This is a genomic window from Streptomyces sp. NPDC024687, from assembly GCF_055559055.1.
Map to the genome: position 1 here is coordinate 64130 of NZ_JBVHLJ010000003.1, position 25285 is coordinate 89414.

Sequence of the window (25285 nt, forward strand, 5' to 3'; positions counted from 1 at the left end):
GCCCCATGAACAACAGTGCATCCATATCCCGTGTGGCCCTGAAGAAAATCACCCCCGACGTGTCGGCGGCGATGGGCTCCCTGCACGCCGCCGCCGTTTCCGCGGCCCATGACGCCAAGGTCGAACCGGAACTCCTGGAACTGATCCGGATCCGCGCCTCGCAGATCAACGGCTGTGCGTTCTGCCTCGACATGCACACGAAGGACGCCCGTGCGGCGGGCGAGACCGAGCAGCGCGTCTACGCCCTGAACGCCTGGCGGGAGACCCCCTTCTTCACCGCACGCGAGCGCGCCGCACTGGCATTGACCGAGGCCGTGACCCTGGTGCACGACGGTCGGGTGCCGGACGCGGTCTACGCCGAGGCCGCGGAGGTCTTCGACGAGACGCAGATCGCGGCGCTGATCTGGGCGGCGACCGTCATCAACGCGTACAACCGGATCGCCATTGCCACGCGCATGGTGCCGGGGGGTTACCAGCCGACGCCGAAGAATTGAATTCGGGCACCTTTGAATGCGCCGGACCGTTTATGGTCCGGCGCATTTTCCGGTAGGGAATTCACCTGCTCGGCAGCGGCTCCATGAGGCTGTCCAGCCACGCCCGCCATTCCGGGGCGCGCCGCGCCGGTGCCGCCTGCAACGGCCCTCCGATCCATTCCGTCACCGGCCGGATTCCGTGCAGGGCGTTCACCAGCCACACCTCACGGCCGTCCAGCCCGGCCACGGTCCGTTCGCGGTGGGCGACGGGGATGCCCTCGCGCCGGGCCCGCTCCTGGACGAGCGTGACGGTCACCCCGGGCAGGACCGGCAGCCGGGGTGGCGGCAGACACAGGATGTCGTCCTCCCACCACAGGACGCTGGCGGTGGCCGCCTCCAGCACGGAGCCGGAGGGCGCGACCAGCACCGCCTCGTCCGCCCCCTGGCCGGACGCCCGCTCGCGCACCCGGGCGAGGGCGCCGAGGTCCGGTCCCTTGCGGCGGGGCACGGTCCGTGGATCGTCCTGGCCCGTCGCCCAGACCCTGACGCCGGTCCCGAGCGGGGGAGCGTGTCGCAGCAGCAGCCGCAACTCCAGGGAACCTGCGGCGAGTTCGACGCGGGGGAACCACTCGCCCGTACGGGGCAGCGCGTCGGTCATGTCCCGCCAGAACTCCAGCATCCGGCGCAGCGGCGGCCCGCCCGCCTCGCCGCAGGTCCGCAGGAACCGCTCCCGATGGCGTTCGAGCCCGCGCACCCTGCCGTCCCGCACCAGCCACGAGTCCGCGACGAGCAGGGGTGTCGTCGGCTCCGCGGCAGGGGTCAGCCCGCGGGCCGGTGACCACGCCGACAGCCCCTCCACGACGACCGGTTGTGTCACAGCCGCTCCTTCCTCAGTACTTGCGGCCGGCGTTCACCGGCGCTCCGTGCCGTGGCCCGTACGGCGCGTGCTCCAGCCACGAGCCGCACCAGGGCAGCACCGGCGCGAGCGCGGCGGCCGCCCGCTGACGGGCCCGGACGATCCGGCGCCGGGGCCGCAGATGGTCCAGCGCGGCCCCGGCGGCGGCACTGTTGAACAGCGCCGCGGACCGCCGTACATCGGCGAAGGCCTCGATCGTCCCGCCCGCGATGGCCTCCGCCGCGGTCGCCGCGTCCGCGATGCCGCTGTTCATGCCCCGCGCCCCGAACGGCGGGAAGAGATGCGCGGCCTCCCCGACGAGCAGCACCCGCCGGTGCGGATCGGTGAACGAGGCGGCCACCTTGCGCAGGAAGCGGTACGTCGACACCCACAGGATCCGCTCGCCGTACCCCTCGCCCACCACTGCCGGAAGCCATCGCCGTACGGCCTCCTCGGTCCCGAACTCCGCCTCCAGGTCGTCGTCCCGGCACTGCAGGTCGACCTGGAAGCCCCCGGTGAACGGCACCCGCATCACACTGCGCCAGCCGGCACCCGGATGCTCGTAGTGGAAGATCCGCTCGGGCGGCGGCTCGGCACCGGGGATGTGGGCCACGTCGACGACCACATGGAAGCCCTCGCCCTGCTCGCCTTCCATGGCGATGCCCAGGGCGCCCCGCACGGCGGACCGGGCACCGTCGGCGGCGACGGCGTACGCGCAACTCCACTCCCGGCCGTCGGAGCAGCTCAGCCGGACCCCGGTCGCCGTCGTGCTCACGTCCAGCACCCGTGCGTCCCACACGAACTCCACCCCCGCCCGCTCACACGCGGCCCGCAGGAAGCGCTCGGTGTCCACCTGGCGCAGGCTGGTGAAGGGCGCCGGGCCCTCCTTCGGCGGATAGGTGCGGGAGTACACCTCGCGCCCCCGGTAGAGGGTCCTCCGGGTACGCCAGGTCTGCCCGTACGCGGTGATCTCACCGGCCAGTCCCGGAGACATCCCGTCGAGCAGCGCAAGCGTCTCGCGGTGGACGAACAGGGCCCGGCTGCCCGGGCGTTCACGGTCCTTCGGCTCCGCCTCCAGCAGTACGGCCTCCTGCCCGCGTGCCCGCAGCGCGAGTGCCGCCGACAGACCCACGGGTCCGGCTCCGACCACCACGACCGGGGTCACGCGCGTGCACCCTCCGCGAGCATCCGGGTGATCTCGACCCGCTTCACCTTCCAGGTCGCGGTCATCGGCAGCTCCTCGAACCGCCACTGCCGCGGCTCGGCCATCGCCGGCAGATCGGCCGTCGCCTCCCGCCAGCGCCCGAGGTCCAGCGGCCGCTCCCCGCGCACGCACACCACCGGCACCGGCTCCCGGTCCGCCCCCGGCACGATGACGACCTCCCGGAGCTCCTCCAGGCGCTCCATCAGGGTGTCCTCGACCTCCAGATTGCTGTGCACGGAGTCGATCCGGTCGATCTCCCGGTCGATCAGGTGCAGGGTGCCGAGGCGGGTGCGGTAGCCCAGGTCGCCCATCTCCCACCAGCCGTCGTTGAGTTGACGGTCGTAGCGGTCCTGCATGCCGAGGTAGGTGAGGATGCGGCCCCTGGTACGGGCCTCGATCCGGCCGCTGGTCCCGGCGGGGACGCGCTCGCCGCCGGGGCCCGTCACGCGCACGCGGGTGAAGCCGGGTATGCCGATCCCGACCCGCCGGCCGTCCGCGCGTGCGGCACTGCGCCGGGTGAAGCACTGGAAGGCGACCGGACCCGTCTCGCTCTGCCCGTACAGCTGGATCAGCCAGGGTGAACGGCGCTTCGAGGCGTCCAGCAGCTGCCGTACCGTGCGCGGGTGGATCGCGTCGAACGTCGAGCCGTAGGACCGCACGCGCGACAGCGGGGCACCGGGCGCGTCGGCCAACTCCTCCCACAGCACGAACGTGTTGGGGTGGGTCTCCACGATGCCGGGCCGGTGCCTGGTCAGGAGCGGTCCCACGGCGGCCGGGTCCGGGTCGGTGATCAGCACCAGCGGGCTGCCGAAGTGCAGCAGGACGCCGAGCAGATGGTAGAAGCGCGAGTGCACGAACGACATGTGCAGGGCCGCGGTCTCCCCGCGCGTCGGCCAGCCCATCGCCTTCTGCGGTACGAGCCGGTTCCACATGGTGTTCGCGCAGTGCACGGCGAGCTTGGGCAGGCCGGTGGTGCCGGAGCTGTGGGTGATCAGTGCCGGTTCGCGGGGATGGAGGCGTACGGGTGGCGGAGGCTCGGCGCCGGCGTACTTCTCCAGGGGCTCGGCGCCCGGCGCGTCGTCCACGGCGAGGACCTGCCGCACCCGGAGGCCGACCCCTTGCAGCGGCCCTTCCAGCTTGGCCCGGTCGGTGACCAGCCACGGCTGCCTGAGCCGCTCGATCAGCTCCCCGACCACCTCACCGGCCAGCCCGGGGGAGAGCAGCACCGGCACCGCGCCGATACGGGAGACCGCGCAGGTCAGCAGCACGATGTCGACGTTGTCCGTCTTGTGTACGACCACCTGCTCCGACGGCCGCACCCCCGCCTCCCACAGGCGCCCGGACAGCTCCTCGACGACCTCCGCCAACGCCGGGTAGGTCAGATCGACACCGAGTGCGGGATGGGTGTCCAGCGGCCGGTCCAGGGTCACGAAGACGGCGCCGTGCCGGTCGGCCGCCCGGCGGAACACCGGGCCCAGGTAGAAACCCCGGTCGGTGAAGGGGGGTTGCTGCTCTCGCATGGGGCCGTTCCTCTCTGCGGTGCGGCTGCGGTGCTCGTGCGGTGTTGGTGGGTCCTGCAGGGCGTCCTTGCCGTGGTCGGTCACCAGGCGCCCCGGCGGACCAGGTGGCGGCGGAGCTTGCCGGTCGGGGTGCGGGGGAGCGACGGGACGAGGCTCACGCTCCTGGGCACCTTGAAGGCGGCGAGCTGTGCGCGGGCCAGGCCGAGGAGGTCCTCCTGGAGACTCCCGTCGGGGACCGGGGCGACCGGGACGACGAACGCCCGCAGCCGGCCGACCCCCCTCCCGTCGACGACGGCGACGACCGCGACCTCCTTCACCGCCGGGTGGGTGCGCAGGACGGCCTCGACCTCCAGCGGGGAGACGGTGATGCCGCCGACCATCTCCATGTCGTCGGCGCGGCCCAGGTGCCGGTAGGTGCCGTCGACTTCGCGGACAGCCCGGTCACGGGTGGCCAGCCAGCCGCCGACCAGGGTGCGTTCGGTCTCCTCGGGCCGGTTGAGATAGCCGGGGGTCACCGTCGGGCCGCGCACCCACAGCTCGCCCTCCGCGCCGTCCGGGACCGCGTGGCCGTTGCGGTCGCGCAGCTCCACTTCGAAGCCGGGCACGGGGCGGCCGACGCTCCCCGGGCGGTGGTGGCCGAAGCTGTTGGCGCAGAAGGCGTGACCGGCCTCGGTGGAGCCGATCTGCTCCAGCACCGGCGCACCGAGCAGCTCGGTGACCTGTCGGCCGAGCCCCTCCGGCAGGCCCTCGCCGGCCGACACCGCGGCCCGCACCGACGCGAAGCAGGCCTCGTGCCCGCTGCCCCGGTCGGCCACCAGCGCGGCGTACGCGGACGGCACGGAGTACAGCAGGGTCACCCGGTGCCGGGCGACCAGCTCGTCCACGGCGGCCGGGGTCGGGCGCCCGTCCACGAGTACGGCGGAGGAGCCGGAGAAGAGCGGGAAGACGAAGGCGTTGCCGAAGCCGTAGGCGAAGTACAGCTTCGACACCGACAGGGTGACGTCGTCCTGCCCGACCCGCAGCAGCCGCCGGCCGATGAGGTCGTGGTACGCCTTCGGGTCGCCGTGCGTGTGCACGACCCCCTTGGGACGGCCCGTGGTGCCCGACGTGTACTGGACGTACAACGGCGTGTGCGCGTCGACCGGATGGGCGGGGGCCGACTCGGCGGAGGCGCTGAGCGCGAGCAGCTGGTCGGCACCGAGCCGGGTCCGCCCGGCGAACCGGTCCTCCAGGCCCGGCCCCGTCACACACAGCGCGGCGTCGGCGTCCGCGGCCATGAACGCGTGGTCGGCTCCGGGGAGCTCGGGGTTGACGAGGACGGCGACGGCCCCGAGGCGCGCGACCGCGAGGAAGGCCGTCACCCAGGCGATCCCGTCCGGCAACGCCAGCACCACCCGGTCACCCGGCCCGGTGCCGTGACCGGCGAGCACGGTGGCCGCCCGTGCCGCGAGCGCGTGCACCTCGCCGTGGGTCCAGGCCCGGTGGCCCTGATGGAAGGCGGGCCGGTCCAGCCAGCCGCGCCGCTCGGCGAGATCGGCGAGCTGGGCGGCGAGATTGCCGGGGGCTTCGAAGCCGGCCGAGGGCAGCACGAACTGCGCAGTCGTCATCGGACCGGCTCCTCGGTGGCCGTGTGCCCTCCGCGGGCGTCGGCACGGACGGCTGTGTGCCGCCGCTGCTCCGGCGTCCGCTCCGCGGTGTGCAGGTGCAGCGCCTTCATCTGCGCCGCCGTCTTCAGCAGCATCTCGTCGTACTCGGCGACCGGATCGGAGTCGAGGACGATCGCGCCTCCGGCACCCAGCTGCATCCGCCCGTCGGCGAACACGGCCGTACGGATGACGACGTTGAGATCCGCGCCCCCGCTGCACCCCAGATAGCCGAGGGCGCCGGAGTAGACCCCGCGGGCCTCGGTCTCCAGGGAGTCGATGATCTCCATCGTGCGCAGCTTCGGCGCCCCGGTCATCGAGCCACCGGGGAAACAGGCCCGCACGCACTCCACCGCGCCGGTCCCCGCCCGCAGCCGCCCCTCCACGGTGGACACGAGCTGATGCACGGTCGCGTACGTCTCCGTGGCCATCAGCCGGGTCACCCGCACCGACCCGGTCCGGCACACCCGCCCCAGGTCGTTGCGGAGCAGGTCGACGATCATCAGGTTCTCGGCGCGTGTCTTGGCGTCCGACGCCAGTGCGTCCCGCAGCCGGGCGTCCTCCTCCGGCCCCGTCCCGCGCGGTGCGGTGCCCTTGATGGGCCGGGCCTCGGCGATCCCGTCCCGGGTGATCCGCAGGAACCGCTCGGGAGACGAACTCGCCACGTCCACGTCCCCGAACCGCAGGAACGCCGCGTAGGGGGCCGGGTTGACCCGGCGAAGCACGCGGTAGAACGCGTACGCGTCCGCCGGAGCGGGTAACCGGGCCGCGTTCGTCAGACAGACCTCGTAGCTCGTGCCCGCCCGCAGCTCGCGTCCGCAGGACTCGATGTCGGCGAGATACGTCGCCCGGTCCCGCACCAGCCAGGGTTCGGCGGCGCCGAGACCGGGGTCGAGGTCTGGGTCGGCGGGGCCGGTGGGCGTCGGCAGGGCGGGTGCCTCCGTCGGGTCCGGCTCGGTGGCGACGAAGGTCAGCTGGGCCAGCGTGCTCTCCAGCCAGTCCTCGGCCTCCCGCGTGGCCTGTGGAGTGTCCTCGGCCAGGCAGACCGCGTAGGTGAACCTCTTGAGATGGTCCACGGCGATCAACCGGTCGGCGAACAGCCAGCACGCGTCCGGGACGTCGGAGGTGTGCCGGTTCGGTGAGCCGCAGTCGGCCTTCGTCTCGTAGCCGAAGTAGCCGACATAGCCGCCGGTGAAGTCGAAGGGCAGCCCGGCGCCGTCCACCCGGCGGCTCGTCAACTGCCGGCCGAGATAGTCGAAGACACTCGCCGCGACCTTCCTCGTCGGCCGCCCGGCCCGCTCGATCTCGCACTTTCCGCTCTCGACGTCGTACCGGACGAACTCCGCGAGCGGACCGCTGTCGTCACCGAAGAACGAGAACCGCGACCGCCCGTCCTCGACCAGCGCACTGTCCAGCCAGAAGGCCCGCTTCGACGCCGCGTACATCCGGGTGAAGGCGGCATCGGTGTCGACCGCGCCGGCGATGCGCCGCGTGTGCAGACGGTAGGCGGGCGCGGTCTGCCGGGGGCGCGGGACGATCCGCGAAGGCCGGGGGATCACCGCATCGGGGGGAGGCACCGCGGTGTTCTTCGTGCGCGGTCTGCGTGCCCGTTCCGCCGTGAGATTACGGAAGTTGACGAGCATGCGGTGGCCGTAGTCGGTGAGTACGGACTCCGGATGGAACTGCACGCCCCACACCGGTCGGCTGCGGTGCCTGAGCCCCATCAGCACGCCGTCCTCGGCCCACGCGGTGGCCTCCAGTGCCTGCGGGAGCGGCTCGGACACGGCCAGCGAGTGGTAGCGGACCGCGGTGAAGTCCTGCGGCAGCCCCCGGAACAGGTCCCGTCCGTCGTGCCGGACCGTCGACAGATGACCGTGCCGCGGCTCCGGGGCGGGTCCCACCAGGCCCCCCTCGCCGAGCGCGATGCCCTGGTGTCCCAGACAGACGCCCAGTACGGGGATCGACGCCTCGGCGAGCACGGCGGCGCTCAGTCCGAAGTCGCGCGGCTCGGCCGGGTGCCCGGGCCCTGGCGAGACCACGACATTGTCGAATCCCGCGAGACAGGCCCCCAGATCGGGAAGCGCGCCGACCGCGTCATTGAGGACGACGACCGGTTCCTCGCCGTTGACCTCGGCGACCAGCTGGAACAGGTTGTACGTGTACGAGTCGTAATTGTCGATGAGCAGGGTCTTCACCCGCCCACCTCCCTCGGTTCGTGCCGGACCTATGCGGTCCGTCTTTTGTGCCGTCCGCGAAGGGCCTGGAGCGGCGGATACAGCCATTTCCTGAGGAAACGCTGAAGCCGGGGCATGAGAATCCAGGTGACGAGAGCCGTCACACACAGGCACAACAGCAGAGTGCGGACAAGCGGATTGAGTCCGCCGAGATAAGGAAGAACGATCAGATTGAACAGGAGCACCGGCGGGAAAACCGCGCTCATGTTCACGAACCACAGTTTCCATTTCGCCGGCGGGGTGGGCGCCTTCGGGGTGGTGGTCTGTGATTCGAACCACATCTTGGAGCCCCGCACGCTCCTGCGCTCCGTCTGCCGGGCAATGCCCGCCGCCCGGTGGTCCCACTGGGTCCGGACGGGGGAGTCCTCCCAGGCCCGGGCCGTTCCCTCGCTGGCGAAGCGATAGACCACATGCCACTCCGCCTCTTGGTCGACAAGGACGCCACCTCCAAGAAAGCCCGGCTGCTGCGCACTCGCGGCCAGCATGGCCCACCCCCAGGAATGGAAGTCGGCCTCACGGCCCGGCACCACGTGATAGGCCACGGTGACGGTGACGGGATTACTGCTCACACCGTCGTATACGCAGGGCCTTCACAGCACGTTCAAATCTTCAACGAAGCTTTTTCGGCTGTCCGGATCGTGACTCTTTATCGGGCTTGGTGACCCTTTACGGAATTCGGGAAGGGGAATGCGGGACGGAATGCTCCGGGGCCTCTCCGAACCTGGCCAGCGCCAACGCCCCCGCGACGGCCACCGCGAAACCCAGCACCGCCACCCACGTCAGCCCCTCCCGCGTACGGTCCCCGAGCCACACCACCCCCACCAGCGCCGGCCCGATCGTCTCCCCGATCACTATCCCGGCGGTCGCCGTGGTCACCGACCCCCGCTGCAGCGCCGAGGTCAGCGACAGAAAGGCCGCACCACCACCGACGAGGAGCGCGTACGTCGCCGGGTTGGCCAGCAGCGCCGACGGCGCGAGCGAGTCGATCAGGCGTACCGCCACCTCGACCACCCCGAACCCGAACCCGGCACCCAGCCCGAGCGCCAACGCCCGCCCCCGGTCCGGCAGGCGCCCACCCAGCAGTGCCAGGGCCAGCACCGCCAGGGCCGTCCCGAGCAGCGCGTACTTCAAGGCCGCAGGGCCGCCCCGGTCGCCCTCCGTCCCGGACGCGATCCCCAGCAGCGCCATCCCCGCGCACACCACCCCGACCGCCCCCCACTCGGCCCCGCTCAGCCGAACCCGCAGCAGCCGCGCCGACACCACCGCGGTCACCGCGAGACTCGACGCGAGCGCCGCGCCGACCGCGTAGATCGGGACCGACCGCAACGCGGCGATCTGCAACAGGAAGCCCACCCCGTCCAGGGCCAGCCCCGCCAGATACCGCCACTGCCGCACCGCCCGCAGGAACAGCGTGACCGCGAACGCCGTCCCCTCGCCGTCACCGCCGCCCGCGTCCGCCGCACGCGCCGCCATCGCCTGCAGCACGGTGGCCGTGCCGAAGCAGACCGCGGCACCCAGAGCACACACCATTCCGAAGAGCACAAAGGGACCTTAGGGGAGGTGAGGAGAGGCGGGCTGCCTCGGGGCAGGCTCCTGCCGATCTCTAAGCTGTACGCCGGACACGCACACACCAGGCCCACGGCCTGACCGAGGGGGAGACACGGACATGGCGGACGCACGCCGGCAACTTCGCTCGGGCACGGTCGCACTCGGCGGTGTGGGACTGCTCGCCATGGCCCTGACCGCCTGCTCCTCCGACCCAGACAAGCGCTGCGTCGACCGGGACAGCTACACCCTCGGCAAGGGCTACCGGGTCGTCGCCGACAAGAACTGCAAGTCCACCACCTCGGTCAACGGCTCCTACTACTACGGCGGCAAGAAGAAGGGCAGCTGGGTCTCGGACGGCTCCTTCACCAAGAAGTCCGGCAAGGGCTCCGGAAGTTCGACAGGCAGCGGCGGCAGTGGGAGCGGGGGCAGCGGGGTCGACCGCGGCGGCTTCGGCAGCGGAGGCAGTGGCGACAGCGGCGGCGACGGCGGCACCGGCAAGGGCAGCTCCGGCGGCTGACGGCCGAACACCATGCGCCGACACACCATCGCCCCCCGCCCCGGCTGGCAGCAGACCGTCGAGGCCCAGGGTCTCGTCTACCCGCTCACCCGGTACCCCGACGACTCCCTGCGCCCCTACTGGGACGAGAGCGCCTACTACTCCTTCACGCTCCCCGAGGTGGAGGCTCTGGAGGAGACCGTCGAGGACCTCCACCGCATGTGCCTGGCGGCCGCCGACCACATCGTCACCGCGAACCGCTTCGCCGACCTCGGCATCACCGACCCGCGCGTGGCCGAGGCGGTTGCCGAGTCCTGGCACCGGCGCGCCGAACTCCCCTCCCTCTACGGCCGGTTCGACCTCCGCCACGACGGCACGGGCCCGGCGAAGCTCCTGGAGTACAACGCCGACACCCCCACCTCCCTCGTCGAGGCCGCCTCCCCTCAGTGGTTCTGGATGGAGGAGCGCTTCCCCGGCGCCGACCAGTGGAACTCCCTCCACGAACGCCTCGTCGCCGCCTGGAAGAAGCAGGCCGCCCTCCTCCCGCCCGGCAGCCCGCTCTACTTCGCGCACTCGTCCGCCGACGAACTCGGCGAGGACCTCATGACGGTCGCCTACCTCAAGGAGACCGCCGAACAGGCCGGCCTGGACACCGACTGGATCTCCATGGAGGAGATCGGCTGGGACCCCCTGTCCGGCCGCTTCGTCGACAACCAGCTCCGCTTCATCCGCAGTTGCTTCAAGCTCTACCCCTGGGAGTGGCTCACCAGCGACCGATTCGCCACCTACGTCCTCGACACCCTCGACAACGGCGGCGGCACCGGCAGCACCCTGTGGATCGAACCCGCCTGGAAGATGCTCCTCAGCAACAAGGCCCTCCTCGCCGTCCTCTGGGAGCTGTACCCGGGCCACCCGAACCTCCTCCCCGCCTACCTCGACGGCCCCCGACACCTGGCCACGACGACCGGCTACGTCGCCAAGCCGCTGCTCGGCCGAGAGGGCGCCGGGGTGACGGTCCACCAGCCCGGCGAGCCAGGCACCGATGCGGAGATCCGCGAGGAGGCGTGCTGCTACCAGGAACTGGCCCCCCTGCCCGACTTCGACGGCAACCACGTCGTCCTCGGCGCCTGGATCGTGGAGAACGAGTCGGCGGGCCTGGGCATCCGGGAGTCCTCCGGCCTGGTCACCGACGAGTACGCACGCTTTCTGCCGCATGTGATCCTCTGAGGCCGGTGGGGGCCCTCGGGCAGGGGTGCCGACGAGGCGGGCTGCGAGGCCCGGAGCCCGCCGCCCGACCCTGGAGCCCGACCCCGGAACCCGCCGCCCGGCCTCGAAGCCGTCGCTCGCATGGTGGACGTCGCGCAGGTGCCCTTCGGCGTGCCCGGTAGGCTGGCCGACAGGCCGTGACTGGCGCGCTGGGATGGGACGGACCATCGGGGAGCGGCCTGTGAGTGACCAAGTGCCGTGCGCCTGGGCCGAACCGTGATCCGTGACCGCTTCAAGCCACGCAGCCCGGAGGCCGCCATGTCAGAGCAGCAGCCCCTGTCCACCGAGTCCACGGCCTTCCGCGCCGCCCTCGACGTGATCCGCGCCGTCGAGCCGCGCGTCGCCGACGCCATCGGCCAGGAGGTCCACGACCAGCGCGAGATGCTCAAGCTGATCGCCTCCGAGAACTACGCCTCCCCGGCCACCCTCCTCGCGATGGGCAACTGGTTCAGCGACAAGTACGCCGAGGGCACCATCGGCCGCCGCTTCTACGCCGGCTGCCGCAACGTCGACACCGTCGAGTCCCTGGCCGCCGAGCACGCCAGGGAGCTCTTCGGCGCCCGCCACGCCTACGTCCAGCCGCACTCCGGCATCGACGCCAACCTCGTCGCCTTCTGGTCCGTCCTCGCCCAGCGCGTCGAGGTCCCCGCCCTGGAGAAGGCCGGCGTCCGCCAGGTCAACGACCTCTCCGACGCCGACTGGGCCGAGCTCCGCCAGGCCTTCGGCAACCAGCGCATGCTCGGCATGTCCCTGGACGCCGGCGGCCACCTCACCCACGGCTTCCGCCCCAACATCTCCGGCAAGATGTTCGACCAGCGCTCCTACGGCACCGACCCCGCCACCGGCCTCGTCGACTACGACGCGCTGCGCGCCTCGGCCCGCGAGTTCAAGCCGCTGATCATCGTCGCCGGCTACTCGGCCTACCCCCGTCTGGTGAACTTCCGGATCATGCGGGAGATCGCCGACGAGGTCGGCGCCACGCTCATGGTCGACATGGCGCACTTCGCCGGTCTCGTCGCCGGCAAGGTCCTCACCGGCGACTTCGACCCGGTCCCGCACGCCCAGATCGTCACCACCACCACCCACAAGTCCCTGCGCGGCCCGCGCGGCGGCATGGTGCTGTGCGACGACTCCCTCAAGGACCAGGTCGACCGCGGCTGCCCGATGGTCCTCGGCGGCCCGCTCCCGCACGTCATGGCCGCCAAGGCCGTCGCCCTCGCCGAGGCCCGGCAGCCCTCCTTCCAGGACTACGCCCAGCGGATCGTCGACAACTCCCGCGCCCTGGCCGAGGGCCTGATGCGCCGCGGCGCCACCCTGGTCACCGGCGGCACCGACAACCACCTCAACCTGATCGACGTGACCTCCTCCTACGGCCTCACCGGCCGTCAGGCCGAGGCCGCCCTGCTCGACTCGGGCATCGTCACCAACCGCAACGCCATCCCGGCCGACCCCAACGGCGCCTGGTACACCTCCGGCATCCGCATCGGCACCCCCGCACTGACCACCCGTGGTCTCGGCACCGCCGAGATGGACGAGGTCGCCGGTCTCATCGACCGCGTCCTCACCACCACGGAGCCCGGCACCACCAAGTCGGGGGCGCCCTCCAAGGCCCAGCACGTCCTGGACCCGAAGGTCGCCGACGAGATCTCCCACCGGGCCACCGACCTCGTCGCCGGTTTCCCGCTGTACCCGGAGATCGACCTCGGCTGACACCTGTCCTGTGGTGAGTCCTCTCTTGAGTTGTCAAAGACCGGCGACTCCTAGAGATCGATGAGTTCCTGACGTGGTTCGTCCCGCGGCGGTCCGGCTCCTGGCCCGGCCGCCGCGCGGCGTATCAGCCGCGTGCCGCCGGCCCCCGCGGCGAATCCCACGACGAGCCCCGGTACCGCCCACCACACGCCACGCTCCGGACCGGACGAACCCTTGGCACCCTCGCCCGGCCCCTGACCGGCACCGCCCGCGAGGCCCGCCCGGTCCAGCCGGTCGAACACGGCCCGGGGCGCCCGGTGCCAGCGAATGTCGTCGTCCTCCTGCTCCGGCGCCGGATCCGAGCGCACCCACGGCGTGCCGTCCCCGGCCAGGAAGAGCTGGTCCTGCCGCGCCACCGCCACATCACCACCCGGCGGCGCATCCGTCTGGGGCCAGCCGCCCACCCCCGTCAGCCCCCAGACCACGGTGAACCGCACCGGCGGATACTGGCCCTCCCCCCATTCGTCCGAGACCCGCTCCGTGCCCGTGTACGTGGGCTGCAGCAACTCCCACAGGCGCGTGAAGTAGGGCTCGTCGGCACGCACGGCCTTCGTCCGCCCCGAGCCTCCGGTGACGACCATCGCCAGGTCGGGCCTGTCCAGGCCCGCCTCCCGCGCCGGCGGTGGCGCCGCGTCGGCCGCGGGCGCCGCGAGCACGGTCACCGCCGCCACCGCCGGTGCGAGCACCGCGATTGCCCTGCGCGGCCCGAGCCGCAGTTTTGCCAGTGTGTTCCGCACTGTCGTCCCCTCGATCGACGCACCCACGCTTCCCCAAGCTCGCCAGCGCCTCCTTTCGTCACCCATCACTCATGTCCTGCCGCGACCCCGGCTTCCGCGCAGCGAGCCGCGTGTCACTTCTGGTACACCGCCCGGCCCGGAGGGGTTCCCACCTCGCCCGCACTAATCCGAGGGCTTCCCGGCGCCCTCGCTCCCGGGCCCGCCGAGGGACCGCGCGATCTCCACGGCCCGCGCCTTCGACGCGACCCCCTCCAGCCGCAGCGTCACCTCCGGCACGTCCAGGACGTCCGACCCGTGCGTCCACAGCAGCGTCGGCCCGGCGGTGCGCTGCTCGCGGGTGTAGTGGGAGCCCGCCGCGTCCACCAGCCAGAAACTCAGCAGGTGCGGTCGCGGAAACCACAGAGCCGTGTCCTTGACCGCTTCGAGGTCCGAGGGGTCCGAGGAGTTCCCGCGCAGCGAGAGCCACTCCGGCTGCTCCCGCACACTCTTGGTGAAGCCGATGTCCAGACGGGCCGGGTACTCGTCCAGCCGGACGGTGTGCCCCCGCTCACGCCAGCACAGGCTCACCAGGGACCGCCCCCGCGGCTCGGCCGTCACCGTGACCACGTCCGGAGCGCCGAGCGTGGCCGGCACCAGTGGCTCGAACCCCGCCCGCCGCTCGGCCTGTCCCAGCGACACCGAGCGCCCACAACCGGGCACCTCGGCCCCCGGTGAGGGCACCGCCGAGGGGTCGTACCGCACCTCGACCCCGCCGAAGTCGAACCAGTCCAGGACGGCCGCCCGCACCGGAGGTGTGAGCGCGAGGACCGCCAGCAGCCCGCACAGGCTCGCGGCCAGCGAACGCCACCGCGCCCGCGTCCACCGCCGCACCGCCCGCAGCCGCTCACCGGGGCCCGGCGCCTGGGCCACCGGCACCGGCAGCCGCTCGGCGAGTATCTGCTCCAGCACCCGCTCCACCATCGACTCGGACCTACCCACACCCGGCGCGTCCAGCGAACGCCCGAGCGCCCGCAGCTCCTCGGGCAGCCGGGACGCGCGCTCCCGCGCGCTCCCGTCGGCGCCCTCACCGTCGTAGGGCTCACCGTCGTAGGGCTCACCCACGCTCATCACCCCCTTCCCGGGGCTCGACATCGGGCAGCAGCTTGCCGAGCTTGCGCAGCGCGCGGTTCAGACGGGACTTCACCGTCCCCCGGGGCCAGCCCAGGGCCTGGGCCGTCTCGGACTCGTCCATCTCCAGCAGATAGCGGTAGGTGACGACCAGCCGGTGTTCCTCGCTCAGCCTCTCCAGCGCGGACTCCAGTGCGGCGCGGCGCTCTATCTCCACGGCCGCGACCGCCGGGTCCGCTGATTCCGGTATCAGCGGCTCGGCCTCCGCGAAGGCCGCCTCGCGACCGACGAGGGTGCGCTGGCGTGCCGCCGTGCGCACTGTGTTCCTCGTCTCATTGGCCACGATGGACATGAACCACGGCTTGAAAGCCGAGCCCTCCCTGAAGCGGCCCAGCGAGCAGTACGCCTTGACGAAGGCCTGCTGCACCACGTCCTCCGCGTCCGCACCCGCCCCGAGCGCGGTGGCCGCTCGCATCGCCAGGCCGGTATGGGCCCGCACCAGCTCCGCGTACGCCTCCGGATCCCCGGCGCGTACGCGTGCGATCACCGCGGCCTCATCGACGATGCGGCCCCCCTCCCGCGTCCTCACACGATGGATACACCGCCCGGACGGAATCGGTTCCCACCCGTGGCACATCTGTTTCCGGTTGGTTCCGGATCGCCCCCCGGCACCTGAGAGAATGGTGAGCATGGCTTCAGACCGACCCCGCGTGCTCTCCGGAATCCAGCCCACCGCAGGCTCGTTCCACCTCGGCAACTACCTCGGCGCCGTCCGCCAGTGGGTGGCCCTGCAGGAGACCCACGACGCGTTCTACATGGTCGTCGACCTGCACGCGATCACGGTTCCGCAGGACCCGAAGGAGCTCACGGCCAACACCCGCCTGGCCGCGGCCCAGCTCCTCGCCGCGGGCCTCGACCCGGAGCGCTGCACGCTCTTCGTCCAGAGCCACGTCCCCGAGCACGCCCAGCTCGCCTGGGTCATGAACTGCCTCACCGGCTTCGGCGAGGCCTCCCGCATGACCCAGTTCAAGGACAAGTCCGCCCGGCAGGGCGCCGACAGCGCGAGCGTCGGGCTGTTCACCTACCCGATCCTCCAGGTCGCGGACATCCTGCTCTACCAGGCCAACGAGGTCCCGGTCGGCGAGGACCAGCGTCAGCACGTCGAGCTGACCCGCGACCTCGCCGCCCGCTTCAACGGCCGCTTCGGCGAGACCTTCACGATCCCGAAGCCGTACATCCTCAAGGAGACGGCGAAGATCTACGACCTCCAGGACCCGTCGATCAAGATGAGCAAGTCGGCGTCCACGCCGAAGGGCCTCATCAACCTCCTCGACGAGCCGAAGGCCACCGCCAAGAAGGTCAAGAGCGCGGTCACGGACACCGACACCGTCATCCGCTACGACGCCGAGAACAAGCCGGGCGTCAGCAACCTGCTCACCATCTATTCGACCCTGACCGGCACCGGCGTCCCGGAGCTGGAGCAGCAGTACGAGGGCAAGCTCTACGGCGCGCTCAAGACGGACCTCGCCGAGATCGTCGTCGACTTCGTGACGCCGTTCCGGGAGCGGACCCAGCAGTACCTGGACGACCCGGAGACGCTGGACTCGATCCTGGCCAAGGGCGCGGAGAAGGCGCGCGCGGTCGCCGCGGAGACCCTCTCCCAGACGTACGAGAAGGTCGGCTTCCTGCCCGCCAAGCACTGATCGCCGCCCGGCCCGTCGGCACCGGCCGCGGGCACCGGGCGTACCACCGCACACCCGCACCACCGGACAGAGCGCTGCACATCACTATGCCTGCGCCTGCCCACAGCACAGCCGTGGCCGTACAGTCGATAGGCGGACGGCCGGGAACGAATCCGACAGGGCGACAGGGACGAACAGGAGACGACGTGGGGACCGTAACGATCGGTGTGTCGATCGCGGTCCCGGAGCCTCACGGCAGCCTGCTCCAGGAGCGGCGCGCGGGCTTCGGCGACGCCGCGGCTCACGGCATCCCCACCCATGTCACGCTGCTGCCGCCCACAGAGGTCCAGGACACCGCGCTGACCGCCATCGAGGCGCACCTCACCGAGGTCGCCGCGGCGGGCCGGCCGTTCCCGATGAAGCTGTCCGGCACCGGCACCTTCCGGCCGCTGTCACCCGTCGTCTTCGTCCAGATCGCCCAAGGGGCCGAGGCCTGCACCTGGCTCCAGAAGCAGGTCCGTGACGCCTCGGGGCCGGTCGCGCGGGAACTCCAGTTCCCGTACCACCCGCACGTCACCGTGGCCCACGGCATCGACGAGGCGGCCATGGACCGCGCCTTCGAGGAGCTCGCCGACTTCGAGGCCGAGTGGCCCTGCACCGGCTTCGCGCTCTACGAGCAGGGCGCCGACGGGGTGTGGCGCAAGCTGCGCGAGTTCGCCTTCGGTAGATCGGTCGTACCGCCGCAGGCGGGGCACGTGGAGCGCGGCTCCCTGCCCACGAGCCAGCTGTAACTCCTGGTAAAGCCGCTGTAACCGCAGTTACAGCGGCAGCCGCCGGAACACCGCCCGCGGGACATGCCGCACCGCCACCATCACCACCCGCAGCACTCCGGGCACCCACACCGTCTCCGAGCGGCGCCGCAGACCCAGCTCGATCGCCGTCGCGACGGCCTCCGGAGTGGTCGCGAAAGGCGCCTCCTCCAGACCGGCCGTCATCCTCGACCGCACGAACCCCGGCCGTACGACCATCACGTGCACGCCCGTGCCGTGCAGGGCGTCGCCGAGCCCCTGGGCGAAGACGTCGAGGCCGGCCTTGCTGGAGCCGTAGATGAAGTCGGCGCGGCGGGCGCGCTCGCCGGCGACCGAGGAGAGCACGACGAGCGAACCGTGCCCCTGGGTCTGCAACGCGCGCGCGGACACCAGACCGGCCGAGACGGCGCCCGTGTAGTTGGTCTGCGCCACCCGCACCGCGGCGACCGGCTCCCGTTCGTCGTGGGCCTGGTCGCCGAGGATCCCGAAGGCGAGCAGCACCATGTCGACGTCGCCCTCGGCGAACACCTTCCCGAGCACCGCCTCGTGGGACTCGGGGTCCAGCGCGTCGAAGGCGACGGTGTGGACCTCGGCCCCCAGAGAGCGCAATTGCGTGGCGGCCGACTCCAGGGCGGGGGACGGACGTCCCGCCAGCCACACCGTGCGGGTGCGACGGACGACGAGACGGCGGACGGTGGCCAGCGCGATCTCGGACGTACCGCCGAGGACGAGCAGGGACTGAGGGATGCCGAAGGCGTCCTTCACGAGCAGCTCCTTGGGAGGGCCGGGGATCTTCAGAGGACTCAGAGGACTCAGAGGGTGAGACGGCGGGACAGGTCGGAGGTGAACACCCCGCGCGGATCCAGCTGCGCGCGCAGCGCGCGGAAGTCGTCGAGGCGCGGGTACATCGCGGCGAGCAGCTCCGGCCGCAGGCGGGAGTCCTCGGCCAGGCAGACCCGCCCGCCGGCCGCGGCCACCACCTCGTCCAGCTCGTCGAGGAGTGCGCCGAGGCCCGGCAGGCCGGCCGGGACGTCCAGGGCCAGGGTCCAGCCGGGCACCGGGAAGGAGAGCCATCCGGGATCGGCGTCCCCGAACCGCTTGAGGACGGCGAGGAAGGACGGGCACCGCTGTCCGCCGACCCGCCGCACGATCCGGCGCAGCGCCTCCTCCTGGCCGTGCCCGACGGCGAACTGGTACCGCACGAAGCCGCCGCGGCCGTAGACCCGGTTCCAGTGGGGCACGCCGTCCAGCGGGTGGAAGAAGGCGGAGATCCTCTGCAGCCGGCCGGTACGCGCGCGGGGCGCCTTCCGGTACCGGAGCTCGTTGAACAGCCCCACGGTCATGCGGTTGACCAGGCCCTCGGGAAGGAAGGCGGGCGGGCCCGGGAAGCGTGGGGGACGAAAGGCCGGCGCGTCTCTACGCGCGCGTGAGCCCCCGGCGAGCGGCCCCGCCGCCTCCAGCTGCCCCGCCGTCTCCAGCGCCTCCAGCGAGGCGTGGTCGCCCCGGGTCAGCACCGCCCGCCCCGTCGCCGCCCCGCGGGCCAGCAGGTCGATCCAGGCGACCGAGTAGCGGTAACCGCGATCCCCGGTGGTCAGACGGACCATCAGGTCGTCGAGGTCCCGCGCGCGTTCGGTGTCGACCGCCATCAGCGAGGTCTCGACCGGCTGGAGCTGGACCGTCGCGGTGAGGATCATCCCGGTCAGACCCATGCCGCCGGTGGTCGCGTCGAACAGGGGCGTGCCGCGGCGTACGGTGCGGATCGCGCCGTCGGCGGTGAGGAGTTCGAAGGACAGCACATGGCGGGAGAAGGAGCCGGACACATGGTGATTCCTGCCGTGGACGTCCGCGCCGATCGCGCCGCCGACCGTGACGTAGCCCGTGCCGGGCGTCACCGGCACGAACCAGCCCAGGGGCAGCAGCACCTCCATGAGCCGGTGCAGGGAGACGCCCGCGTCGCACAGCACGGTGCCGCCCTCGGCGTCGATCGCGTGGACGCGGTTCAGAGCGGTCATGTCGAACACCACGCCGCCGGCGTTCTGCGCCGCGTCCCCGCAGGCCCGCCCCAGGCCCCTCGGGATGCCGCCGCGGGCCTCGCGGTCCCGGACGGCGGCCACGGCCTCCTCGTAGCTCCGCAGGCGGATCGGACGGGTCGCGGTGGGGGCGGTGCGGCCCCATCCCGTGACGGGAACGGTGTCGGCAGACATGCCGGTGACCGTATCGCCGCTATAGGGGCAATCAGCTCATAAACCTCATCTCCCTACTCGGAATGGGTGATTAATGGGATGTCGCTCAATATGGCCGGAGTTCAGTACGGGGGAGGTTCGAAGGGGTACTCACACATCGGTCTTCCGCACGGAGGGCAAGATCCGCTCATGGACTGGCTGAAGAGACTCCCCGTCGTCGGGCCGCTCTGGGTGCGCCTGACGGCCACGCACGCGTGGCGGTCGTACGAGCGGCTGGACCGGGTGAAGTGGACCCGGCTGGCCGCGGCGATGACGTTCTCCAGCTTCGTCGCGCTGTTCCCGCTGCTCACCGTGGCCGCCGCGATCGCCGCCGCCACGCTCAGCACGGAGCAGCAGAACGACCTCCAGGACAAGATCGCCGACCAGGTCCCCGGCATCTCCGACCAGCTGAACATCGGCGACCTGGTGCAGAACGCCGGCACCGTCGGCCTCATCGCCGCGGCCGCCCTGCTGTTCACCGGCATCGGCTGGGCCGGGTGGATGCGCGAGTGTCTGCGCGCGGTGTGGGAGCTGCCCGACGAGGAGGAGAACCCGGTCCTGCGCAAGGGCAAGGACCTGGGCATCCTGGTCGGACTCGGCGGCGCCGTCCTGGTCACGCTCGCCATCTCGACCGTCGCCTCCGCGCTGGTCGACTGGATCGGCGGCGAGCTCGGCCTCCAGGAGGGCGGCGCGGGCCGGGCCCTGCTGCGCGTCGCCGCGTTCGTCATCGCCGTACTCGCCGACTTCCTGCTCCTGCTGTACGTGCTGACCCTGCTGCCCGGGGTGGAGCCGACGCGCCGCCGGCTGTTCGTCGCCGCGCTGACCGGCGCGGTCGGCTTCGAACTGCTGAAGCTGCTGCTGAGCGGCTATATGCAGGGCGTGGCGACGAAGAGCATGTACGGCGCGTTCGGCGTCCCCGTCGCCCTGCTGCTGTGGATCAACTTCACGGCGAAACTGGTGCTGTTCTGCGCCGCGTGGACGGCGACGGGGAGCAAGGAGCAGGAGCTCACGGACGGGGCGAGCGACGACGTACCAGATCCGGCAGCGGCCAGCGGCGGTTGACGAGGAACGCGGCGCCCGCGAGCAGCACGACGAGTCCGCCGGCGATCGCGAAGGCGGTCCCCATGCCGCGGGAGCCGCCGTCGGCCGTGGCCGACGCGACCGGCTTCGCCGAAGCTCCCTGACCCGCGGACTCCCCGGAGCCGCCGGAACCGCCCCCGGCCTCACCGGAGGTCCCCGGCTGCGCGGCGCCCTTGGGCGGCACCAGCTCACCCACCGGCTGCACCTTGCCGGCCGCCTTGAAGCCCCAGTCGAAGAGCTTCGCAGTCTCCTTGTAGACCTCGTTGTGGTCTTCCTTCGACGGGTTCATGACGGTGACGAGCAGCACCCGGCCACTGCGCTCGGCGACGCCCGTGAAGGTGGCGCCGGCATTGGTGGTGTTGCCGTTCTTCACACCTGCGATGCCCTGGTACTGCGCGATGTCGTAGTCGCCGCTCAGCAGCCGGTTGGTGTTCTGGATCTCGAAGGGCTTGCGGACGAGCTTGCCCTTCTTGTCCTTCTTCGACTCGCCGGGGAACTTCGCGGTGACCGTCGAGCAGTACTCGCGGAAGTCCTTCTTCTGCAGCCCGGAGCGGGCGAACAGGGTCAGGTCGTAGGCCGAGGAGACCTGGCCGGGGGCGTCGTAGCCGTCGGGGCTGACCACATGCGTGTCGAGGGCCTGGAGCTCCTCGGCGTGCTCGTTCATCTCCTGGACGGTCTTGGCGACGCCGTTGTTCATCGCCGACAGGACACGCACCGCGTCGTTGCCGGAGCGAAGGAAAACACCGAGCCACAGATCGTGGACCGTGTACGTCTCGCCCTCCTTTATCCCGACCAGGCTGGAGCCGGCGCCCATGCCCGCCAGGTCGGAGGGGACGACCTTGTGCTTCCCGGTCTTGGGGAACTTCGGCAGCACGGTGTCCGCGAAGAGCATCTTCATGGTGCTCGCGGGGGGCAGCCGCCAGTGCGCGTTGTGCGAGGCCAGCACATCGCCGGACTCGGCGTCGGTGACGATCCAGGAGCGCGCGGTGATGTCCTTGGGCAGCACCGGGACCCCGCTCGCGAGATTGACCTGTGTGCCCGCCTGCCCGAGCCGCGCGCCGCCCACGGTCGACATGCGCGCCGGGGGAGTGGCGCTCGGGGACGCGCTCGGTGACGGATGGGGAGCCGCGAGGGCGACGGGCGCGGTCAGCGCGAGGGACGACAGGGCGGCGGAGGTGACCAGCAGGGATCGCCCGGCGGTCTTCTTGTGGGGTGCGGACACGCTCAGGAACGTACATGCCGCGGACGGTGAAGTCCCGGCGCCCTCCTCACCCCGGCCACCGAACCGGCCAACGGACCGCGATACTGGACCCATGAAGCTCAGCCGCCCCGTCTCCTGGTTCCTGCTCGCCTTCGGGGTGTGGAGCTGGATCATCTGGATCACTTTCGTCAAGAACCTCGTCAAGGACGCCAGCGGGCTCGCGTTCGACGACGCGGGCGACCCGACGGGCTACTTCTGGGTGCACCTGCTGCTGGCTGTCGTCTCCTTCGTACTGGGGACGGTCGTCGGGCTCATCGGGTTGCGTTCGGTGCGCGTACTGCGCCGGAACTCACAGCCGACCCCCGAGAGTTAGCAGACCGTGGTCATCGTCTTCGCACTGCTCGCCCTCACCGTCCTCGTGACGGCCAACTGGTACCTGTGGCGTCGCCTGTTCCGCGACACCACCGAAGGCCCCGGCCGGGTCCGCCGCGCGGGCGCGGTGCTCATCGGGGGTGGCTGGGTGCTGGCGGTCGCCGCTCTGGTCGCGGAGCGCACCGGCGCCCCCTTCTGGCTCCAGCGCGTGCTCGCGTGGCCCGGCTTCCTGTGGCTGGCCCTGTCGATCTACCTGCTGCTCGCGGTCGTGGCGGGAGAGGTCGTACGGCCCCTGCTGCGCCGTCTCCTCGAACGCCGGGACGGGCGCGGGGAGCCGGCCGTGGCCGCCGTACCGCAGCCGGAGCGGGTGCCGGCGGGAGCGCCGGGCGAGAAGCCGCGGGAGCCGGGCGAGGGCGGGCCGGCGTCCGAGGAGCCGCGGGAACCCGGTGGCTCCACCCTCGTCACCGCCCCCTCCCGCCGCCTGTTCGTCTCCCGGGTCGTCGCCGGAGCCGCCGCCGCGGCCGCCGTGGGGACCGTCGGCCAGGGCACCTACGGCGTCCTGCGCGGCCCCAGGGTCAAGCGGGTCACCGTGCCGCTGGCGAAGCTCCCGCGCGCGGCGCACGGCTACCGGATCGCGGTGGTCAGCGACATCCATCTGAGCCCGGTGCTCGGCCGCGGGTTCGCCCAGAAGGTCGTCGACACCATCAACTCCACCCGGCCCGACCTGATCACGGTCGTCGGCGACCTGGTCGACGGCAGCGTGAAGGACCTCGGCCCGGCCGCCGCCCCGCTGGCCCGGCTCGAGGCACGGCACGGCTCGTTCTTCGTCACCGGCAACCACGAGTACTTCTCCGGCGCCGAGCAGTGGGTCGAGGAGGTACGGCGGCTCGGTCTGCGCCCGCTGGAGAACGACCGCACCGAACTGGCCTGGTTCGACCTCGCCGGCGTCAACGACATCGCGGGCGAGAGCGAGGGCCAGGGCCCCGACTTCGCCAAGGCCCTCGGTGACCGGGACACGGCACGCGCGTGCGTGCTCCTCGCCCACCAGCCGGTCCAGATCCACGACGCGGTCGAGCACGGCGTCGACCTCCAGCTCTCCGGCCACACCCACGGCGGCCAGCTCTGGCCCGGCAACCTCGTCGCGGAGCTCGCGAACCCGACCGTCGCCGGTCTGGAGCGCTACGGCGACACCCAGCTCTACGTCAGCCGCGGCGCCGGCGCCTGGGGCCCGCCCACCCGCGTGGGCGCCCCGTCGGACATCACGGTGATCGAACTGGCGTCGAAGCAGGCCTGAACAACGCCTGAAGGATCTTCCTCGGGAGACTCTGTGGGAGGCCTGTGAAACATGGCCGAAATGCCTTGCGGTAACGTCTTGCCCAACTCCACAAATCCCTCTTCCCCCAGGTGAAACACCTGTGATTAGGTGATCCGCGCCACTAGGGGTGGCATGTGCACTGGGACCCGCAGGGGTCCGGGGAGGGCAAACCGATGCGGTCGGTTCGCACGCGGATTCTCGCGACGCTGCTCGTTCTGGGGGTCGTGGGAGTAGGGGGCTGGCAGCTGCTCCCCGCAGAGGGGAGCGCCGGCAAGGCGATCAAGGTGGGGACGACCGACGAGGTCACCTCGCTCGATCCGGCCGGCGCCTATGACGCCGGTTCCTGGGCGCTGTTCAACAATGTCTTCCAGTCACTGCTCGCCTTCGAGCCGGGCAGTGTCACGCCCGTGCCCGACGCGGCCGAGAGCTGTGGCTTCGAGGGCAGTGATCTGCGTACGTACCGCTGTGTGCTGCGCGAGGGGCTCACGTTCCCGAGCGGTCGCGAGATGACCGCGGAGGACGTCAAGTACTCCTTCGACCGGGTCAAGAAGATCAACTCCGACGTCGGTCCGGCCGCCCTGCTGGACACCCTGGAGTCGGTCGGTGCCAGCGGCCGGACGGTCACCTTCCGGCTGTCCTCGCCCGACGCCACCTTCCCGTTCAAGGTGGCCACGGGAGCCGGCGCCATCGTCGACAGCACCAAGTACCCCGCGAACTCCCTGCGCAAGGACAACGGCGTCGACGGCACCGGGCCGTACGAGCTGACGTCGTACACCAAGGGCAAGAAGGCGGTCCTCGCGCCCAACGGCGACTACAAGGGCGAGATCAGCAGCACCGGGCGCCCCGTCGAACTCGACTACTACGGCGACTCGGCCAAGCTGAACAGTGCCTGGAAGGCGAAGCGGATCGACGTCGCCTACCGCCAGCTGCCGCCCGGCGTGCTCGCCGCGCTGAACCCGAGCGACCCCGGCCAGCGCGTCTCGGAGGCCGACAGCTCCGAGGTCCGCAACCTCTACCTCAACACCCGTGCGGGCAGGCCGCTGCACGCCGTCAAGGTGCGTCAGGCCATGGCCTGGCTGATCAACCGCGAGCAGCTGGCCGCCTCGGTGTACGAGGGGACCGTCGACCCGCTCTACTCGCTGATCCCGGCCGGCATCACCGGCCACACCACGTCGTTCTTCGACGCCTACCCGGAGCCGAGCGTCGAGAAGGCACGCGCCCTGCTCACCGAGGCCGGCGTGAGCACCCCGGTCAGCTTCACCTACGGCTACGGCCTGAACAGCGGTTCCGCCGTCGCGGAGGCCAAGGAGCTGAAGAAGCAGCTGGAGGCGAGCGGCCTGTTCAAGGTGACCCTCAAGGGTTACGAGTGGACCGACTTCCAAAAGCGCTGGGCGACCGGGAAGCTGGACGCCTACGCGGTCGGCTGGGTGGCCGACTACCCCGACCCGGACACCTACGGCTCCCCGCTGGTCGGCACCGACGGCACCATGAACACCGGCTACAGCAGCAACGAGGTCGACCACCTGATCCAGGACAGTCAGCGCTACGCCGACCGCGGCGAGGCCGAGCAGGACTTCCGCGAGGTCCAGGCGTCGATCGCCCACGACATCCCGGTGATCCCGCTGTGGCAGGCCAAGGACTACGTCGTGACCACCGAGGACGTCGGTGGCGGCCAGTACCTCTCGGACGGCACCGGGGTCTTCCGGCTCTGGCGCCTCAGCTGGATCTGACC

General features: G+C 71.5%; 23 protein-coding genes and 1 riboswitch. Of the genes, 10 read left to right on the plus strand and 13 right to left on the minus strand.

Features of this window, described 5'->3' with window-relative positions; translation table 11 throughout:
* Positions 1-5: 5 nt before the first annotated feature.
* Entirely contained in the window at positions 6-494 is a 489-nt protein-coding gene (locus ACZ39I_RS12095; protein ID WP_467244425.1) for a carboxymuconolactone decarboxylase family protein, read from the plus strand.
* Between the two features lie 61 nt (positions 495-555).
* Here the strand turns inward: ACZ39I_RS12095 and ACZ39I_RS12100 are convergent, their stop codons facing one another.
* From ACZ39I_RS12100 to ACZ39I_RS12130, 7 genes are all read right to left on the minus strand, one after another.
* On the minus strand, positions 556-1350 hold the full coding sequence (locus ACZ39I_RS12100; RefSeq protein ID WP_467244426.1) for an aminotransferase class IV: 795 nt from the start codon (positions 1348-1350) through the stop codon (positions 556-558).
* A 13-nt stretch (positions 1351-1363) separates the two neighbouring features.
* Positions 1364-2533, minus strand: coding sequence for an FAD-dependent monooxygenase (locus ACZ39I_RS12105; RefSeq protein ID WP_467244427.1), 1170 nt, complete (start codon positions 2531-2533; stop codon positions 1364-1366).
* Complete coding sequence (locus ACZ39I_RS12110) at positions 2530-4092, minus strand: class I adenylate-forming enzyme family protein (protein WP_467244428.1); 1563 nt, start codon at positions 4090-4092, stop codon at positions 2530-2532. Before ACZ39I_RS12110 ends, ACZ39I_RS12105 begins: the two co-directional genes overlap by 4 nt.
* A gap of 80 nt (positions 4093-4172) precedes the next feature.
* Positions 4173-5699: an AMP-binding protein gene (locus ACZ39I_RS12115; protein WP_467244429.1), complete on the minus strand. Its 1527-nt coding sequence runs from the start codon at positions 5697-5699 to the stop codon at positions 4173-4175.
* Entirely contained in the window at positions 5696-7930 is a 2235-nt protein-coding gene (pabB, locus tag ACZ39I_RS12120; RefSeq protein ID WP_467244430.1) for an aminodeoxychorismate synthase component I, read from the minus strand. Before pabB ends, ACZ39I_RS12115 begins: the two co-directional genes overlap by 4 nt.
* Positions 7931-7959: 29 nt before the next feature.
* Positions 7960-8538, minus strand: a complete 579-nt coding sequence (locus tag ACZ39I_RS12125; protein ID WP_467244431.1) for an antibiotic biosynthesis monooxygenase — start codon at positions 8536-8538, stop codon at positions 7960-7962.
* A gap of 97 nt (positions 8539-8635) precedes the next feature.
* Positions 8636-9499, minus strand: coding sequence for a hypothetical protein (locus tag ACZ39I_RS12130; protein ID WP_467245093.1), 864 nt, complete (start codon positions 9497-9499; stop codon positions 8636-8638).
* A 136-nt stretch (positions 9500-9635) separates the two neighbouring features.
* Here ACZ39I_RS12130 and ACZ39I_RS12135 point away from each other — a divergent pair, with 136 nt between their 5' ends.
* From ACZ39I_RS12135 to ACZ39I_RS12145, 3 genes are all read left to right on the plus strand, one after another.
* Positions 9636-10034 (plus strand): hypothetical protein, encoded by a 399-nt coding sequence (locus ACZ39I_RS12135; protein WP_467244432.1) that lies wholly within the window; start codon positions 9636-9638, stop codon positions 10032-10034.
* Between the two features lie 12 nt (positions 10035-10046).
* Positions 10047-11240, plus strand: a complete 1194-nt coding sequence (locus tag ACZ39I_RS12140) for a glutathionylspermidine synthase family protein (RefSeq protein WP_467244433.1) — start codon at positions 10047-10049, stop codon at positions 11238-11240.
* Positions 11241-11406: 166 nt separating this feature from the next.
* Positions 11407-11496: riboswitch (ZMP/ZTP riboswitch) on the plus strand.
* Positions 11497-11537: 41 nt separating this feature from the next.
* The gene (locus tag ACZ39I_RS12145; RefSeq protein ID WP_393600412.1) at positions 11538-12989 is read left to right on the plus strand and encodes a glycine hydroxymethyltransferase; all 1452 of its coding nucleotides are present in this window, start codon (positions 11538-11540) and stop codon (positions 12987-12989) included.
* A 50-nt stretch (positions 12990-13039) separates the two neighbouring features.
* Here the strand turns inward: ACZ39I_RS12145 and ACZ39I_RS12150 are convergent, their stop codons facing one another.
* The 3 genes from ACZ39I_RS12150 to ACZ39I_RS12160 all read right to left on the minus strand — a co-directional run bounded on the left by ACZ39I_RS12150 (position 13040) and on the right by ACZ39I_RS12160 (position 15419).
* Entirely contained in the window at positions 13040-13684 is a 645-nt protein-coding gene (locus ACZ39I_RS12150; protein WP_467245094.1) for a hypothetical protein, read from the minus strand.
* Between the two features lie 243 nt (positions 13685-13927).
* The gene (locus ACZ39I_RS12155; RefSeq protein WP_467244434.1) at positions 13928-14872 is read right to left on the minus strand and encodes a hypothetical protein; all 945 of its coding nucleotides are present in this window, start codon (positions 14870-14872) and stop codon (positions 13928-13930) included.
* The gene (locus ACZ39I_RS12160; protein WP_352389114.1) at positions 14859-15419 is read right to left on the minus strand and encodes an RNA polymerase sigma factor; all 561 of its coding nucleotides are present in this window, start codon (positions 15417-15419) and stop codon (positions 14859-14861) included. Before ACZ39I_RS12160 ends, ACZ39I_RS12155 begins: the two co-directional genes overlap by 14 nt.
* Before the next feature lie 142 nt (positions 15420-15561).
* Between ACZ39I_RS12160 and trpS the strand changes: the two genes are divergently transcribed.
* Entirely contained in the window at positions 15562-16575 is a 1014-nt protein-coding gene (gene trpS, locus ACZ39I_RS12165) for a tryptophan--tRNA ligase (protein WP_352389113.1), read from the plus strand.
* A 185-nt stretch (positions 16576-16760) separates the two neighbouring features.
* On the plus strand, positions 16761-17345 hold the full coding sequence (locus tag ACZ39I_RS12170) for a 2'-5' RNA ligase family protein (protein ID WP_467244435.1): 585 nt from the start codon (positions 16761-16763) through the stop codon (positions 17343-17345).
* Positions 17346-17372: 27 nt separating this feature from the next.
* On the opposite strand, the gene ACZ39I_RS12175 is transcribed toward ACZ39I_RS12170, so the two are convergent.
* Both ACZ39I_RS12175 and ACZ39I_RS12180 read right to left on the minus strand, forming a co-directional pair.
* Positions 17373-18128, minus strand: a complete 756-nt coding sequence (locus ACZ39I_RS12175; protein WP_467244436.1) for a decaprenylphospho-beta-D-erythro-pentofuranosid-2-ulose 2-reductase — start codon at positions 18126-18128, stop codon at positions 17373-17375.
* Between the two features lie 47 nt (positions 18129-18175).
* Entirely contained in the window at positions 18176-19567 is a 1392-nt protein-coding gene (locus ACZ39I_RS12180; RefSeq protein WP_467244437.1) for an FAD-binding oxidoreductase, read from the minus strand.
* A 168-nt stretch (positions 19568-19735) separates the two neighbouring features.
* Between ACZ39I_RS12180 and ACZ39I_RS12185 the strand changes: the two genes are divergently transcribed.
* Positions 19736-20647, plus strand: coding sequence for a YihY/virulence factor BrkB family protein (locus tag ACZ39I_RS12185; protein ID WP_467244438.1), 912 nt, complete (start codon positions 19736-19738; stop codon positions 20645-20647).
* Here the strand turns inward: ACZ39I_RS12185 and ACZ39I_RS12190 are convergent.
* Positions 20592-21887 (minus strand): D-alanyl-D-alanine carboxypeptidase family protein, encoded by a 1296-nt coding sequence (locus ACZ39I_RS12190; RefSeq protein ID WP_467244439.1) that lies wholly within the window; start codon positions 21885-21887, stop codon positions 20592-20594. The two genes, ACZ39I_RS12185 and ACZ39I_RS12190, sit on opposite strands and share 56 nt — an antisense overlap.
* Before the next feature lie 91 nt (positions 21888-21978).
* Here ACZ39I_RS12190 and ACZ39I_RS12195 point away from each other — a divergent pair, with 91 nt between their 5' ends.
* From ACZ39I_RS12195 to ACZ39I_RS12205, 3 genes are all read left to right on the plus strand, one after another.
* Positions 21979-22239, plus strand: a complete 261-nt coding sequence (locus ACZ39I_RS12195; RefSeq protein ID WP_352389107.1) for an SCO4848 family membrane protein — start codon at positions 21979-21981, stop codon at positions 22237-22239.
* A 6-nt stretch (positions 22240-22245) separates the two neighbouring features.
* The gene (locus ACZ39I_RS12200) at positions 22246-23532 is read left to right on the plus strand and encodes a metallophosphoesterase (RefSeq protein WP_467244440.1); all 1287 of its coding nucleotides are present in this window, start codon (positions 22246-22248) and stop codon (positions 23530-23532) included.
* Positions 23533-23726: 194 nt separating this feature from the next.
* Positions 23727-25283, plus strand: coding sequence for an ABC transporter substrate-binding protein (locus ACZ39I_RS12205; protein WP_467244441.1), 1557 nt, complete (start codon positions 23727-23729; stop codon positions 25281-25283).
* Positions 25284-25285: the final 2 nt, after the last annotated feature.